The 15,308-nt window shown below is 55.6% G+C and carries 13 protein-coding genes; 7 read left to right on the plus strand and 6 right to left on the minus strand.

Annotated features, from left to right (window positions below):
* The first annotated feature begins 118 nt into the window (after positions 1 to 118).
* Positions 119 to 4,015 carry a phosphoribosylformylglycinamidine synthase gene (purL, locus tag GJV37_RS01745; protein ID WP_193452107.1) on the plus strand — a complete coding sequence of 1,299 codons (3,897 nt, stop codon included), beginning with the start codon at positions 119 to 121 and terminating at the stop codon, positions 4,013 to 4,015.
* Between the two features lie 81 nt (positions 4,016 to 4,096).
* Complete coding sequence (locus GJV37_RS01750; RefSeq protein ID WP_205346025.1) at positions 4,097 to 4,327, plus strand: CDGSH iron-sulfur domain-containing protein; 231 nt, start codon at positions 4,097 to 4,099, stop codon at positions 4,325 to 4,327.
* A 52-nt stretch (positions 4,328 to 4,379) separates the two neighbouring features.
* On the opposite strand, the gene GJV37_RS01755 is transcribed toward GJV37_RS01750, so the two are convergent.
* A complete protein-coding gene (locus tag GJV37_RS01755; RefSeq protein ID WP_193452108.1) occupies positions 4,380 to 6,095 on the minus strand; it encodes a B12-binding domain-containing radical SAM protein in 1,716 nt (571 codons plus the stop codon).
* A 1,017-nt stretch (positions 6,096 to 7,112) separates the two neighbouring features.
* On the opposite strand from GJV37_RS01755, the gene GJV37_RS01760 reads away from it, so the two are divergent.
* From GJV37_RS01760 to GJV37_RS01775, 4 genes are read left to right on the plus strand one after another with little or no spacing between them, the layout of a single operon-like run.
* Positions 7,113 to 7,358, plus strand: a complete 246-nt coding sequence (locus GJV37_RS01760; RefSeq protein ID WP_193452109.1) for a hypothetical protein — start codon at positions 7,113 to 7,115, stop codon at positions 7,356 to 7,358.
* An 11-nt stretch (positions 7,359 to 7,369) separates the two neighbouring features.
* Positions 7,370 to 7,621 carry a hypothetical protein gene (locus tag GJV37_RS01765; RefSeq protein ID WP_193452110.1) on the plus strand — a complete coding sequence of 84 codons (252 nt, stop codon included), beginning with the start codon at positions 7,370 to 7,372 and terminating at the stop codon, positions 7,619 to 7,621.
* Positions 7,622 to 7,669: 48 nt separating this feature from the next.
* The gene (locus GJV37_RS01770; protein WP_193452111.1) at positions 7,670 to 8,077 is read left to right on the plus strand and encodes a hypothetical protein; all 408 of its coding nucleotides are present in this window, start codon (positions 7,670 to 7,672) and stop codon (positions 8,075 to 8,077) included.
* An 8-nt stretch (positions 8,078 to 8,085) separates the two neighbouring features.
* Positions 8,086 to 8,922 (plus strand): AbiJ-NTD4 domain-containing protein, encoded by an 837-nt coding sequence (locus GJV37_RS01775; RefSeq protein ID WP_193452112.1) that lies wholly within the window; start codon positions 8,086 to 8,088, stop codon positions 8,920 to 8,922.
* A 160-nt stretch (positions 8,923 to 9,082) separates the two neighbouring features.
* Here the strand turns inward: GJV37_RS01775 and GJV37_RS01780 are convergent, their stop codons facing one another.
* The 5 genes from GJV37_RS01780 to GJV37_RS01800 all read right to left on the minus strand — a co-directional run bounded on the left by GJV37_RS01780 (position 9,083) and on the right by GJV37_RS01800 (position 14,871).
* Positions 9,083 to 9,787, minus strand: coding sequence for a recombinase family protein (locus GJV37_RS01780; RefSeq protein ID WP_193452113.1), 705 nt, complete (start codon positions 9,785 to 9,787; stop codon positions 9,083 to 9,085).
* Positions 9,788 to 10,802: 1,015 nt separating this feature from the next.
* Positions 10,803 to 11,561, minus strand: a complete 759-nt coding sequence (locus tag GJV37_RS01785; RefSeq protein ID WP_193452114.1) for a KilA-N domain-containing protein — start codon at positions 11,559 to 11,561, stop codon at positions 10,803 to 10,805.
* 181 nt (positions 11,562 to 11,742) lie between these two features.
* Positions 11,743 to 12,252 (minus strand): hypothetical protein, encoded by a 510-nt coding sequence (locus tag GJV37_RS01790; RefSeq protein ID WP_193452115.1) that lies wholly within the window; start codon positions 12,250 to 12,252, stop codon positions 11,743 to 11,745.
* Positions 12,253 to 12,533: 281 nt separating this feature from the next.
* On the minus strand, positions 12,534 to 12,746 hold the full coding sequence (locus GJV37_RS01795; protein WP_193452116.1) for a hypothetical protein: 213 nt from the start codon (positions 12,744 to 12,746) through the stop codon (positions 12,534 to 12,536).
* 550 nt (positions 12,747 to 13,296) lie between these two features.
* On the minus strand, positions 13,297 to 14,871 hold the full coding sequence (locus GJV37_RS01800; protein ID WP_193452117.1) for a DUF6538 domain-containing protein: 1,575 nt from the start codon (positions 14,869 to 14,871) through the stop codon (positions 13,297 to 13,299).
* Positions 14,872 to 14,966: 95 nt separating this feature from the next.
* Here GJV37_RS01800 and GJV37_RS01805 point away from each other — a divergent pair, with 95 nt between their 5' ends.
* Entirely contained in the window at positions 14,967 to 15,284 is a 318-nt protein-coding gene (locus GJV37_RS01805; RefSeq protein WP_024762990.1) for a YqfO family protein, read from the plus strand.
* The last annotated feature ends 24 nt before the right edge of the window (positions 15,285 to 15,308 follow it).

The following is a 15,308-nucleotide window of genomic DNA, read 5'->3' on the forward strand; positions in this document are numbered from 1 at the left end:
GGCAAGGAAGGCGCTTGAGAGCTGCCGCCACGCAGCGCTTTACGGTAGAATGCACGGCCTCTGTGGGCCGGCCCGTCCGGCCCCACACACTTCCCCGTCTCCAGAGGCTGTTCCGACAATGCTGATCCTGCGCGGTGCTCCCGCCCTTTCCGCTTTCCGCCACGGCAAACTGCTCGACCTGCTGACCCAGCATGTGCCCGCCGTCACCGGGCTGTATGCCGAGTTTGCGCACTTCGCCGAGGTCACCGGAGCCCTCAACGCCGAGGAAGAACAAGTCCTGGCGCGCCTGCTGAAATACGGCCCGAGCGTCCCCGTGCAGGAGCCCGCCGGCCGTCTGTTCCTGGTGGTGCCGCGCTTCGGCACCATCTCGCCCTGGTCGAGCAAGGCCTCGGACATCGCCCGCAACTGCGGCCTGGCCAAGATCGAGCGCATCGAGCGCGGCATCGCCTACTACGTCAGCGGTGAGCTGAGCGAGGCCGACGTACAAGCCGTTGCCGCCCGCCTGCACGACCGCATGACCCAACTGGTTCTGAGCCAGCTCGAAGAGGCTTCCGCCCTGTTCAGCCACGCCCAGCCCAAGCCGCTGACCGTGGTGGACATCCTTGCCGGCGGTCGCGCCGCGCTGGAGAAGGCCAACCTTGAGCTGGGCCTGGCCCTGGCCGACGATGAGATCGACTACCTGGTGAAAAGCTTCGTCGAGATGGGTCGCAACCCGCACGACGTCGAGCTGATGATGTTCGCCCAGGCCAACTCCGAGCACTGCCGCCACAAGATCTTCAACGCCAGTTGGGACATCGACGGCCAGTCGCAGGACAAGAGCCTGTTCGGCATGATCAAGAACACCTATGAAATGCACCGCGAAGGCGTGCTGTCCGCGTACAAGGACAACGCTGCGGTCATGAAAGGCTACGTCGCCGGCCGCTTCTACCCGAACGCGGAAACCCGCGAGTACGCGGCGAGCGAAGAGCCCGTGCATATCCTGATGAAGGTGGAGACCCACAACCACCCGACCGCCATCGCTCCCTTCCCCGGCGCCTCCACCGGCTCCGGCGGCGAGATCCGCGACGAAGGCGCAACCGGCCGCGGTGCCAAGCCGAAGGCCGGCCTGGTCGGCTTCACCGTCTCCAACCTGAACATCCCCGGCTTCGAGCAGCCCTGGGAAGTGCCCTACGGCAAGCCCGAGCGCATCGTCACTCCGCTGGACATCATGATCGAAGGCCCGTTGGGCGGCGCCGCGTTCAACAACGAATTCGGCCGCCCGAACCTGGCCGGTTATTTCCGTACCTTCGAGCAGGCCATCGCCACTCCGCGTGGTGAGGAAGTCCGTGGTTACCACAAGCCGATCATGATCGCCGGCGGCCTGGGCAACATCCGCGAAGACCACGTGCAGAAGGGCGAGATCTCGGTCGGCGCCAAGCTGATCGTACTCGGCGGCCCGGCCATGCTGATCGGCCTGGGCGGCGGCGCCGCGTCCTCCATGGCCACCGGTGCTTCCGCCGCTGACCTGGACTTCGCCTCGGTGCAGCGCGAGAACCCGGAAATGGAACGCCGTTGCCAGGAGGTCATCGACCGCTGCTGGCAGATGGGCGAGAACAACCCGATCAAGTTCATCCACGACGTGGGCGCGGGCGGCATCTCCAACGCCCTGCCGGAACTGATCAACGACGGCGGCCGTGGCGGCCGCTTCGAACTGCGCGCCGTGCCCAACGACGAGCCGGGCATGAGCCCGCTGGAAATCTGGTGCAACGAGTCGCAGGAACGCTACGTGATGTCGGTCGACGCCGCCGACTTCGAGACCTTCAAGGCCATCTGCGAGCGCGAGCGCTGCCCGTTCGCCGTGGTCGGTGAAGCCACCGAAGAGAAGCAGCTGACCGTCGCCGACAGCCACTTCGGCAACAATCCGGTGGACATGCCGCTGGAAGTACTGCTGGGCAAGCCGCCGCGCATGCACCGTTCGGTCACCCGCGAAGCCGAACTGGGCGATGACTTCGCCACTGTCGGCCTGGACCTGACCGAGTCCACCCTGCGTGTGCTGCGTCACCCGGCCGTGGCCAGCAAGAACTTCCTGATCACCATCGGCGACCGCACCATCACCGGCCTCGTGGCGCGCGACCAGCTGGTTGGCCCGTGGCAGGTGCCGGTGGCCGACTGCGCCGTCACCGCCACCAGCTTCGACGTCTACACCGGTGAAGCCATGGCGATGGGCGAGCGCACTCCGTTGGCCCTGATCGACGCCCCGGCCTCCGGCCGCATGGCGATCGGTGAGACCATCACCAACCTGGCCGCCGCGAGCATCGACAAGATCTCCGAGATCAAGCTCTCCGCCAACTGGATGGCCGCTGCCGGCCACCCGGGCGAAGACGCGCGCCTGTACGACACCGTCAAGGCTGTCGGTATGGAACTGTGTCCGGCGCTGGGCATCACCATCCCGGTGGGCAAGGACTCCATGTCCATGAAGACCCGCTGGCAGGATGGCGACGCCGAGAAGAGCGTGACCTCGCCGATGTCGCTGATCATCTCCGGCTTTGCCCCGGTCAACGACGTACGCAAGACCCTGACCCCGCAACTGCGCCTGGACAAGGGCGAGACCGACCTGATCGCCATCGATCTGGGCCGTGGCAAGAACCGCATGGGCGGCTCCATCCTCGCCCAGGTCAACGGCCAGATCGGCCGCGCTGCGCCGGACGTCGACGATGCCGAAGACCTGAAGGCCTTCTTCGCTGTGATCCAGGGCCTGAACGCCGACGGCCACCTGCTGGCCTACCACGACCGTTCCGACGGTGGCCTGATGGCCACCGTGGTGGAAATGGCCTTCGCCGGTCATTGTGGTCTGGACCTGAACCTCGACGCGCTGGCCGACAGCCGTGACGAGCTGACCGCCGCCCTGTTCAACGAAGAGCTGGGCGCCGTCATCCAGGTTCGCTCCGCCGCCACCCCGGAAGTGCTGGCCCAGCTCAGCGCTGCCGGCCTGGAAGACTGCGTCGCCGTCATCGGCCAGCCGGTCAACGGCGCCGAGATCAACCTGGACTTCAATGGCGAGCGCGTCTTCAACGACCAGCGCCGCAACCTGCAGCGTATCTGGAGCGAAACCAGCTACCGTATCCAGCGCATGCGCGACAACGCCGACTGCGCCGACCAGGAATTCGATGGCCTGCTGGACGAGGACAACCCCGGCCTGTCGGTGAAGCTGAGCTTCGACGTCAACGACAACATCGCCGCGCCCTACATCAAGAAAGGTGTGCGTCCGCAGATCGCCATCCTGCGCGAGCAGGGCGTCAACGGCCAGGTCGAGATGGCGGCTGCCTTCGACCGCGCCGGCTTCGCCGCAGTCGACGTGCACATGAGCGATATCCTCGCCGGCCGCATCAGCCTGGAGCAGTTCAAGGGCCTGGTGGCCTGCGGCGGCTTCTCCTACGGCGACGTGCTGGGCGCCGGCGAAGGCTGGGCCAAGTCGATCCTGTTCAACGCCCGTGCCCGCGATGGCTTCCAGGCCTTCTTCGAGCGCAAGGACAGCTTCGCACTGGGCGTGTGCAACGGTTGCCAGATGATGTCCAACCTGCACGAGCTGATCCCCGGCACCGAGTTCTGGCCGCACTTCGTGCGCAACCGCTCCGAGCAGTTCGAGGCGCGCGTGGCGATGGTTCAGGTGCAGGAGTCGCAGTCGATCTTCCTGCAGGGCATGGCCGGTTCGCGCCTGCCGATCGCCATCGCCCACGGTGAAGGCCATGCGGAGTTCGAAAGCGAGGAAGCCCTGCTCGAAGCCGACCTGTCCGGTACCGTGGCCATGCGCTTCGTCGACAACCTGGGCAAGGTCACCGAGACCTACCCGGCCAACCCGAACGGCTCGCCCCGTGGTATCACCGGCCTGACCAGCCGCGACGGCCGAGTCACCATCATGATGCCGCACCCGGAGCGCGTGTTCCGCGCCGTGCAGAACTCCTGGCGTCCGGACGAGTGGGAAGAGGATGGCGGCTGGATGCGCATGTTCCGCAATGCCCGCGTCTGGGTCGGCTGAGTTCGGCCTTCATGCGTGACGAAAAAGGGGAAAGCTTCGGCTTTCCCCTTTTTCTTTGCCTGGCCATCGCTGGAGGCTGCCTTGGCTGACGACCCCGTGCTTCCCGAAGTTCGCCCGGTGACGTCGGGGCAGGTGCTGCGCCTGTGTCGCTGCGGACATTGCGCGAGTCTGCCGGATGCTGCCGAGCAATGCCCGGATGTGCTGGAACTCACGGTGAAGCGCGAGCGTTACCTGCTGCTCTGCCGCTGCGGCCGGTCTGCCGAACTACCCTACTGCGATGGCCAGCATTCAAGGCGCCGGGAGCTTCGCTAGCGGCGCAGAACGGCTGAAGGAAGAACGGTGGCGAGTGGCCTGTGTCGACGGATCAACTCATCAGGTCCGCAGTGGTGGTCTGGCTGTTCCTGGCTTCAATCACTTTGCTCAGGTCGGGGAAGTGACGGGGCATCTTGTGCACCGCGTCGGCGCCGAGCTTGTCGTAGACCAGCATGGCGTGATCCCGGTAGTTGGCCAGGAATACCGCATAAGGGTTGAAGCGCCGCAAGAACGGCTGGGCCGCGCGGAAGACCGCTTGTACTTCGTCCCTATTCATGCCGCTGACCGTTTCATGGTGCCAGCGTCCGCCCAGGGGCGTGGGACGGGCCATCCAGGCGCGGGTAACGCCGAAGCGTTCCTGTTCCTTATGGATGGGGGAGCCAGGCTCCAGCGAGAAGGTGCCGCGGTGAATCGAGTAGATGTAGTCGCGGTTGCGGTCCAGGAAGCGCAGTGTGTTGTGGAATTCTTCCTCAGTTTCGGTTGGGAAACCGCAGATCATGTAGACATGGTTGGCAATCCCCGCGGCGTGGGCATTGCGCAATACCTGTTCGACATCGTCGATTCTCGTGCCCTTGTCCATCAGGTCGAGAATGCGTTGTGTGCCGCTTTCCAGGCCCCAGAGCAGGTACTTGCAACCGGAACGCGCCATCTTGGCGAGAATCTCGGGGGTGAAGGTGCGGTTGGGCTTGCTCAGGGCGTAGTAGGAAATATCCAGGCCAGACTCGATGATGGCATCCGCCAACTTGGCAAAATGGCCGGGAGCGATCATTTCATCGACGAACGAGAAGTGCCGGATGCCCTTTTCGACAAAGCCTCGGAGCATGTCGATGACCATTTCCAGGCCATGCAGGCGATAAGTCAGCCCGGCGGACATGTAATGCACGCAGAAAGTACAGCGGCGCCAGTAGCAGCCGCGTGACAGCAGCAAAGGGATGACGGGAGTGGGGGAGTAATAGCGGTCAAGCGTCAGGTCGCCGAAGTCCGGCTTGCCGTAGGCGTCGATATCCCGACGGTATTCGGAGGGGTTGCGTTTGACTTCACCAGCCTCGAAAAACACGGCGCCCGGGACATTCGCTGGTGAGCCACCTTGCAGCAGCAGTTGCTTGAGAGGCTCTTCGCCATCGCCATCGATGATGACGTCTGCCGAATGGGGATACCAGCGGAGGAAGTCTTCCGCGCCTGCCGTAAAGCAGCTGCCGCCAAAGAAGACCTTGCGCCCGGTGACTTGCCGCACCAGGCGTCCGAACGCCGCACCGATGGGCAGTTGCTGGCTGAAGATCATGGAGAAGCCATAGCAGTCAGCCTGCTCCTTGATAATGAGGTCGAAGGCTTCTGAGAGCAGCGGGGTGAGGTGGGCGCCCTGGTGCAGGTCATCGGCCTCGCGCCCGAGTATTTCGCTCATCATGTGCGTGAGGGTGAGCAGCAATTCACCGTGTTGATCGTAGGCGACCGGGTCGCCGTAGAAGTCCTTCATCGATTTGCCACGGAAGAAGTCTGGCGTTTCCAGCAGTGCAGCGAGGCTGCTGGGGCTTGTCCCGGGTATCTGCAGGAACCCGCTGCGCAACATCTCGAACAATCGTTCGTAGCACCACAGGTTCAGGTCCAGCACCTTCACGTCCCAATTGGGCAGTTCCCGCTCGATGTAGCCCTTGAGCATCGGAGCACCCAGGGGCGGCGAGGTGGGGGTGGTCATCGGTGGGTAGATCAGTAGAAGTTTCTGGCGGCGTGTGGAGCCGTCGGGGTTGGAGCGGGCGATGAGGTCGTTCATGGTGCAGTACCGTACGAGTGGGGAGGACCGTGCAGTTATCGCCTCATCCCACGGCGGGTGCTGTGACCAGAGCGCCCAAAAAATCTCTTAGGGATTTACCCTACGTAGTAAGAAGAAATTTCGTTCGAAAAATCTCATTCAATGCTCAACAAGCTAGGTTGGTTATGCGGAATAGTCTGACGGCTTCCGCTCACCGCTTCGGCAAAGTGGAGCTCGAAGTCGGTCACAGATTTCATACAAAGGACTTCCCCGACGAACCAGCAGGGAGCCGGACGGTCGAACTTGGACGACGACTTGTCGGTCGCAAGAGGCAAAGTGCCACTATTTGTGGCAGCATTTGTCACCCGTGGCCCGTCTTGCCACGGTCGTGTCCCCGTTTCGATCGGAGTCTCCGATGTACAAACTGTGTTTCTATGGTGAGACTTAAAAATACTTAAAAATCAACGATTTAATAGATTTTTAGATTTACGATTCTTATCATAAATTCTAAGCAAAGCATCTGCTCAAATTCTATCCTCCGGTCACCCAACCATCTTCTTTGACCCTGATCGATGGCCGACCATGGCGGTCTAGCCAGGGTTTCCAGTGCCAGAAAAATTCTGTCATCCACGGCGACGAACGGTGAAAGCCAAGCGGCTGGCGCATTAGCGCGAGTTACCCCGCTTCACACACGTTTCATCCACATTTTATCCACAGCTTTTCCCCGCTTTATCGCCTTGCAAACGCAAATAGGGGGAATAAGATGTTGGGCAAGCGAAGGCCCTCTGCCACTAGATGTTGTGGTTTCGGCTTCGCTCCCTGCGTACTGAGGAGGGAGAAGACTACGGATGGCGGCGCTTCGGTCGACCAAAACTTGGCGGCGCCATCCGTACCACCTGAGCCAGACGACAGGAATGACGTTGGCCCCGATAGGGTTGCTAATTAAGCGTCTGATTGACGGCCCCGTCAATTGGCCTCTGCTGAACGGCGCCCGTCTGGGTCGGCACTCTAACGTTGCCAACTCGGAGAATATTTCTCATGGCAAACCCCAAACAGACCTCTGACGAAGTCTCTAAACTCGCCGCCCAAACCCTCCGCGATCCTAACGCCTCGGCTACTGCAAAGAAGCTGGCGGGGTCTGCTCTTGCCCAGTCGTCTAGCCCCAAGCAGACCGGCAAGGACATGGAGGCGTTCGCCTCGATGGTGCTGAAGTCGCCGAAGTACAGCGACGCCACGAAAACTCTGGCTGCGACGGTAGTTGCGCAGTCTGACGAGCAGCTCTAAGGAGGCGACGTATGGCTCTCTATTTCCTTGAGTACGATCTGCGCAAGCAGCGGAATTACGAGAAGTTGTATGCGGAACTTCAGCGTCTCGGTGCTGTTCGCATTCTCAAATCTCTCTGGTGCTTCAAGTACCAAACTGCAAGTAGTGTTGCGCTCCGTGATCACTTCAGAAATTTCATCGATAGTGATGATGGACTTATCGTAGCTGAAGTAAGTGACTGGGCATCCATTAAAACGGACGGTCACCCTAACAGCCTGAAGTGATTGTGCTGGGGCCCCGAAAGGGGCCTCATGCCATCGGAGGTGGGATAATTGAAAGTTCCATCAGACCTCAGTGTGCTAGAGGCAATTTACGAAGAGTACCATCACGAGTTTTCTCGGTTTTCCAGAGGAGGCGAGAATTCGCGGCAAACTAAGGTTTTTGTGCCAGTTGATTGCCAGAAGATCGCTCAGCGTTTAGGAGTGGACGGGGATATCGTGTTTGGTCGCTTGTATTACCATTTAGAGCAGAAGCATGGTTACAAACGACCAGACGGCAGCAATGTCGCTTTCTTCGTTCTACAAGCGGGAAATGATCGGCGATGCGTTAATTTTCCTCTCCTAGCTTCGGTGTTAGCAGGACTACAGGAAGAGGACAGCAAAGCCAGGCATGCTACCTTTCTCGCGTGGTTTGCAATTGGTGTATCTGTCGTCTCTGTTATTGCAACAGTATTGGGATGAGGGATAATATGAATATGACCTTCTCGGAACGATACGGATTCACCAAGGCCCGCGATGTCATTCAGATTGATTCGATGGATGAACAACTTAGAGTTGGGCTCTGGAATGCCATTACTGTTTGTGTATTCAGCGGATATAGTCCGTATCAATCGCTTAGCGATTTCAACAATGAAAGATACGATCTTTTAGTTAGGCGAGTATGGGCATCCTATTATCACAAGACGCTGGATTCGCGCCCTGACGATTGGAAGGCCGCTGTTGCTGCGATGAGGAAAGACTTCTTCGAATGTGACTGGTTTAAGGTCTATAATTTCTTAGAGTTCCTATTCTCTAATTTCAAGTTCTCTTCCAGTGCTAGGGAGTCTTTTCGTAGCAGCTGTAATGAAACGCTCACAATAAATGTATCTGCCTATCGAGTTGTTGATGACAGAGTGGTGCGGATTACTGAGGGGCATGAAATAGATGAAATTGAATCCGCCATGTCCAATGCGAAAGGGGCAGAATCATTACACATAAGGCGTGCGCTGGAGCTGCTCTCTGATAGAGAGGCGCCCGATTATCGGAACTCCATTAAAGAATCCATCAGCGCTGTGGAAAGTCTGGTACAAGCTGCGCTTGGCGAGAAGGGGACTTTAGGTGCGTTGCTTAATAACTTGGAAGAAAGGATAGAATTGCATGCGGCATTGAAAAGCGCCTTCACTAAGCTCTACGGCTATACCTCTGATGCAGACGGAATTCGACATGCTCTTTCAGATAATTCCAGCATTAAGTTCGAAGACGCGAAGTTTATGCTTGTTGCCTGCTCCGCCTTCGTCAACTTAGTGAAAGTTAAGTTGAACCCTTAACTCCCTGGAATGGGGATATTGATCAGTGGATGGGGCGGTGCTTAATCCCCTCGCTAGGTGGCCTAGGATAGGGTTCTATGTTCTCCAAAATATGCCAGTGGTACGTATTACCCCAGACTGATCATCGCACCGAGAGCGACTTAGGTGGCCTAATGTTGATTTATGCAGGGAAGGTAAGGCTCAGACGATCCATAACCCGCTGAACCGAGGTAGGAGCCCAGTTGCCGCCACGGGCAGTTGGCACACCGCTTTCATTTAGGCAGTTGGCGAGAGCTTGCAGAGTGCGGGCACCCTTGAAGATGCAGAGTTCTAGCTTGTCTTTGAGTTCGGCTGCGCGCTCATCAGCTTGAGTACGTTGCGTGTCGTGACCCTTCTGGCGGTTCAACATGCTGCGCCCCTTTTCAAGTGCTTGGGTTCGATTGCTGATCTTCCGAATAGCTTCAGCATCACCGGACTCTGCGCGCGCTTCCAGTGACTTCAAAGCAGCCTTCGTACGCTCACTGATGAAGGTACGTTCCTGCTCAGCCAGCACGGCGTAGATATGCAGTTGGAAGGTATCGGCGGTGGGCATCGTCGCCACTTTGAACTGAGCACGCTTCATCAGACCCGCAATGTGTTCAACGTCGCGGCTGATTCGATCAAGTTTAGCCACTACTACCGGCAGACCGTGAGCAAACGCCCTGGATGCTTCAGGACGCTCAAGAGGATGCACCGAACCGGATACACCAACATCGGTGTACTCAGCTACCACGGTCCAACCGTGTTGAGTAGCAGCGATACGAACGTATTCTTGCTGGGCGTCGATACCAAGTCCGCTTTCACCCTGGCCTTTAGTAGAAACCCGGTAGTAAGCAACTACGTCCATGTTCGTTACCTCGATTCGCTGTCAATGGGGTTACTTTACATCTGTTACAACGAACGTTCAAGAGTTGTAATGGCGTAAAAATCTTTTTATTGACAAATCCGGGAAACTCAGGACTTGCACCCGACATCTGGATGGGAATTAATCTTATTTAAATGAAGGCAGGATTTCCTGCCCTTGCGACTAGGAATCGAGAACTGGACCAGCACAGGAACAATCTGCTAAGCCCCCATCGTGCAAAGGAGCTGGAACTAGGGGCTGTGGGGGAATCCAGTTACAACGAACCCCACCGTCAAGACGGGGCTTGCATAGATGAGAATTGTTCCTAGATATAGATCGTATAGTTTTTGATCAGCTAAACATGAGTGTACGGCTGAACTTCAGGCAGCTTGAGTTATACGTAAGAGTATTCCGGGAGATACCAGAGAAATCATTAAGACTATTCCGGGAGTATCTTACGATGTCGTAGTGACTCTGCCCGTAGGGCATGCACTGGGGGATCACCCCCGGTATCTGTTTGTGCTGAGAGTCCTTCTGTACAGCATCAGATAATTCTAGAAGATACAACAGATAATCTAGAGATTACCCTAGAAGATTCTGATAATACCTTATAAATACTTAGTAAGAATCTTACAAAGATATATATTTTATGTACTATATATCTTCTATATAAAAATACTAAAGAGATTCCAAAGATAACCTTAAGAGTATTCTAAGTATATTATATAAGTATCTTACAATAAGAGCTCTTACACCTCGCTTTCGCTCGGCGTTCGTAGCTCTAGTTTATCATAGGAAATGGCTATCTGTCAAGATGCTTCAATAAATAATACCTATCACAGCTAACTCAGAGCCCTTCCCAGTCAAAGTCCGTATAGCCAATTCTCGATCAGAAAGATTAAATCAGCGCTATGCCCCCTAGGAGGCGCTACAGTGCGCGTTCTTGGAAAAGCCATACCATCGCAGCAAGCATTGCATTTAGCGCGCTGTAGCACCTCCTGAAGGCCACCCGATGAACCTATACCCGAGACGCTGCGTTCAGGCGAAGTCGAACGCTATCAAGGTCTTCTTGGCGGGCCTGCGTTAGTTCGTTATCTGTCGAATCGAGGGACAAATCAGATTCGAACCCCAGCGGGGTGAGGTAGAGCTTGGCACTACCGACTGTCCGCCACTCACATCCAAGTCGAACGAGGATGTTTCCTATGCGGCGAGAAGGATTGTCTTCGCCGGTAACGCTCATCAGGACAGCAGTAATGTCTTTGCTGGTGACGACGCGCCGGGTTCGGATGTAGTCCTGTACAAATCGGATCAGAGCCGGCTTGCCCATCGGCTGGACTGCATCATTGGCGGCGTCCTCGAAGCCGAGAGTGCGACTCATCAGCCGCAATGCCTTGCTCTTTAACTCAATATCCGACTCAACAGATTTACCAGATGCCATAGCTTCGCGGATGCGCTGGCCGTGCTCGGGACTAATCCAGTCGGCATAGAGGATGGCTAGCTCTTCGACTGCGAAAGTTCCACACCCAGTGCGAGGGCCGGTCTTTACCACTGCCAATGGTTCAAGGTTGGGGTAGCTGCTTCGCAGGCGGAAAGCTTCGATCAAGTGTTCCACTCGACCATTTCGATTCCAGTTGCCGGGAATGCAGCGTGTGTGCCGGCCAGCCATTTCATGAATATCGGCAAGATTGTACCTGCCAGCGGCATCACGGCGGATAAACTGGTATTCGAGGAGGGAGGTAAGGCGTTGGATTTGTAGCAGAGATGTAGCGTTAGACAATTTGATACTCCTGTCGCATTGCACGCAGGAGACGGCAGCCAATACGGCTAGATCAGATGTCTCCCACGAGCTGGTTAAGTTTTAGGTTCATTTGCAACACCATTTTCTGGTCGCCAAGATTGGCTAGTTCTAGCTCGCTTATCGAGCAGCCGGAAACATTACATCTATCGTTTGGATTTTGTCAACCTCCGTATACTGCTTTCAAATCATCGAGAGCAGCTTGCCGGGCGTCTGTATCTGCTTTGATGGCTGTTGCCGCTTCCGCTGCTTCTCGTTCACGCCTGGTGCGATCAAGCGTGATTTGAATCTGCCTGGAGGTCTCCTCGCTGTTCAACTGGTAGCGATGGGCGTGGTATTGCTCTTCTGCGCGCTTATGGACCTGGACTAGATCGCGATCAATCTCAGACTGCGGCTTGGTAAGGGTTAGATCAATAGCACCACCTTGCAGGCCGCAAAACTTGTTTTCGTTGACGGTGTATCCAGCATCATGAAGCGCAAGCAGCTTCTTCAGAGCTATGGGGAACGGAGACTCATGGAAATGAATGTTTGCACATAGTTGACCCTCTCCCCGTGCAACTGACTGGTAGTAGACTTCCTCGGCCATTTGAATACGGTCTTGCAGTTCATCAGCATCAAAAGTAAAAAACTCGATAGTGTCGGTTCCGTACTTGTATTTGGTTTCGTTTTTCATTTGATTTCCTTTTGTTGGTTATGATCGGAAGAGAGATTTAATAGCGGCCCGTGTTGCTGGTGTCGCTGGTGTTGCTCTGGTTTGTTCTGCTTGATCTGTTAATGCAGGTCGAATGATATCTGAGAGTTCTACATACACGTCTGGCGGTAGCACGGATTGCAGTTCCTCGTATCGTGTGACTTGAGCTTTAGTGCACTCCACGAACTGACTAGTGAAGCTACTGTACGGGATATCTGCCGTTCCTAAGATGATTTGATGTTCAACATGGACGATAAAATAAATCATGCCGCATCCTGATCGTGCTCGGTATCATCTTTAGTTTCGGTCCCGTTTTGTAGTTCAAAAAGGCGCTTAAGCTCAGCTTGGGTGGGTTCATTCTTCGATCTGAATGCGGCGTTCGCACATTTTTTACTACAATACTTAGTAAGAATACTTCTGGCATAAAATAGCTTGCTGCAATGGTGGCATGACATATGGCGAATCTTACGTGCCATGATAATTCTCCTATGAGAGTGTTAATGAGTTAGACTTTCGTATGGATATAGAAAAAGCCCCCGCCTGGGAGCTTAAGTTATTCAAGTTTCAACCATGAAAGATGAGAGCATACAGCTTGCACCGAGTATGCCAGTCGGCGATTAAGCGCTACGCCAATAACGCTAGCAAGTGGGGAATAGGTCGCTGGTGCTCCCTTGAGACGGTAAAGGCACCAGCTAATGTGACGGCATTCAGTTGGCAGACTTTGCCGTCACATGTTCTTTGAATTTATGCCAGCTTGATCACTGCTGCTGGCGAGCATTGGAAACGATAATGCCGCTCTGGAATCCACTACCGTTGTGATTAAGGAATAAGGTGTTGAACCATCGCCGCAAATGAGGATTAACATACGATGGTTCAACAGGTGCTCAGTATTAGAATGAGGCGTGCCAAGCGAAGGGAATACTAATGAGGGGCCTCAATAATATGGTCTCATGGTTTTCTGTAAAGTCAAGAGTTCGTTAAAAATAAAGTTCAACGTGTCATGCAAACAGGTCATTGTGGATTGTTTCAGCTGAGAGGGATGGTGAAGTTGTAAGAGACCTTCTCTAGTTCAACTGCTAGGTTCGGTAAAGACATGCCCTTTGAGTACTTTCCGTAAGTAAGATCGTTCCGTTTGTGCCCTACAATAGACTTCGCAGTTGACTCGGCTACGCCCGCATCCTCTAACTTGTTAGTTAACGTATTGCGGAAGCTGTGGAATACGTGGCGACTTCCGAAGCCTAAGCTGGTCTTTAGTTTGCTGAACTGCTGCGACAGGGCATTGAGGCGTTGCCCTCCTTTTGTAGTGTCGTTGCCTGGAAACAAGTATTCGGCACCACTGTAAGTCTTGGTCAGTCGTCTCGCATAAATTGGGCGTAGCTTACTATGGATGGGCGTGGTTCTTTCTCCTGCCACAGACTTTGACTTTGGAACCTTGAATGCTATGGGGTTTTCATTATCATCGAAAACAGTCGAAGCGACGTTTATTCTGCCAATCTCTTCGATTCGCGCTCCGGTGTAACAAGCGAACAAGATAAGGTCGGCAAGATCAGAGTTTCCCTTGTTGATGGCTGCTGTGTACAGCCTCTCAACTTGTTCGTCTGTGTAAGGATCGCGCTCTTCACTCGCGGCAACACCAACTTTCGGATGCTTGTGTTTATCGAATGGGCTCTTCTCGGAAAAGTGCTCGCGATAGTAGGTGTCGTATAGCTTCGCCCATTCGTGATATGCACGAAGCGATGCGAGGTATCCTAAACGGGTTGTGCGCTTCTGTGATACGGAATCTAGGAAAGCGGCGACTGAATCGAAGTTAAGTTCTTTACCTTCAGATGTTAGGTATTTTGAGAGCTTCTGGATGTTGGAGAAATATTTTCTCCGAGTGCGAGCGTCCTCATTCTGCGTGGCGTAATACTCTTCAAATTTGGTCAGCGAAGCAGCAGTGATGGGGGACTTTGGTCGATGTGTGCTGGGGTCTGCGATGATGGCAGCAGCTTGCACGCGCTCATCCTTCCTTAAGCCGTAGTGACTCGCGTGAAGAACAGGCAATGTCTCGTCGAGGATGTCTAGCAGGATGCTAAGACGTTCCATCTTGTCTTCACCCGCCTCGATTCGCGGTAGCACCGTTTCAACTAGCTCTGGTGCATCTCGTTCCAGCAAACGTAGGTGCCGATAAACCTTGTGGAGCACGTTATGACCTTCCCATAAGCTGCCTACGCCCCGAATTCCATGCTCAAGCAGTTCTTCGGCAGGGTTAGGAATTACACGCCGTACCACGTCAAGGGGAATCGACTCCACCTGTTCGCGGAGACTGACAGCCATCCGCGCTGCCTCCGCCTGCCATACATCAGGCGTTACGCGATTCTTGAGACGTTCATCACGGAGCGCCCGGAACTCTGCTTTCCAAGTACCAATCTGAAGGGAAGCAAGCTCACTGGCCAATCGCTTATCGCCAGTCTTCAGGCTTCGAAAGAGTGTCCGCCTGTTCCCGAAATCCGCTCGTAGGTCGGCTGGAACATCAATCCTGACGTGATAAGTCGATTCTCTGAGGTAAAGGCCGTTGCGTGTCACATACTTTTTTGTTGGTGCTGGCATAATAGTGGCCATCTGCAAAGTCTTGCCATCAATTCTAAGCAGAATTTCTACTCAAAAGCACCTGATTCCCTGCTGGGGCCCAGTAAAAAAGGGCTGCAAGGCAAAACATGTACAAACTGTGTTTCTACGTTCCGGAAAGCCATCTGGAATCGGTCAAGAAAGCGGTGTTCGCCGCCGGTGCAGGACGCATCGGTGCCTACGACAGCTGCAGCTGGCAGGCACTCGGACAGGGACAGTTCCGCCCCTTGCAGGGCAGCAATCCGTTCATCGGCCAGGCCGGCAGCATCGAGCAGGTCGCCGAATGGAAGGTGGAGATGGTGGTCGCCGACGAGTTGATCCATGACTCGGTCAAGGCCCTCAAGCAGGCTCATCCTTATGAGACGCCGGCCTTCGAGGTCTGGCGGCTGTCGGACATGGTGTTCTGAACCATACGAAAAAGGCGCCCGCGG

This window comes from Pseudomonas nitroreducens (assembly GCF_010994165.1).
GTDB classification, from domain to species: domain Bacteria; phylum Pseudomonadota; class Gammaproteobacteria; order Pseudomonadales; family Pseudomonadaceae; genus Pseudomonas; species Pseudomonas nitroreducens.

Coding starts and splice junctions, on each gene's coding strand:
- GJV37_RS01795 (WP_193452116.1), bottom strand. CDS start 12,746: ATGGCACGTAAGATTCGCCATATGTCATGCCACCATTGCAGCAAGCTA.
- GJV37_RS01805 (WP_024762990.1), top strand. CDS start 14,967: ATGTACAAACTGTGTTTCTACGTTCCGGAAAGCCATCTGGAATCGGTC.
- GJV37_RS01780 (WP_193452113.1), bottom strand. CDS start 9,787: ATGGACGTAGTTGCTTACTACCGGGTTTCTACTAAAGGCCAGGGTGAA.
- purL (WP_193452107.1), top strand. CDS start 119: ATGCTGATCCTGCGCGGTGCTCCCGCCCTTTCCGCTTTCCGCCACGGC.
- GJV37_RS01775 (WP_193452112.1), top strand. CDS start 8,086: ATGAATATGACCTTCTCGGAACGATACGGATTCACCAAGGCCCGCGAT.
- GJV37_RS01765 (WP_193452110.1), top strand. CDS start 7,370: ATGGCTCTCTATTTCCTTGAGTACGATCTGCGCAAGCAGCGGAATTAC.
- GJV37_RS01760 (WP_193452109.1), top strand. CDS start 7,113: ATGGCAAACCCCAAACAGACCTCTGACGAAGTCTCTAAACTCGCCGCC.
- GJV37_RS01800 (WP_193452117.1), bottom strand. CDS start 14,871: ATGGCCACTATTATGCCAGCACCAACAAAAAAGTATGTGACACGCAAC.
- GJV37_RS01790 (WP_193452115.1), bottom strand. CDS start 12,252: ATGAAAAACGAAACCAAATACAAGTACGGAACCGACACTATCGAGTTT.
- GJV37_RS01755 (WP_193452108.1), bottom strand. CDS start 6,095: ATGAACGACCTCATCGCCCGCTCCAACCCCGACGGCTCCACACGCCGC.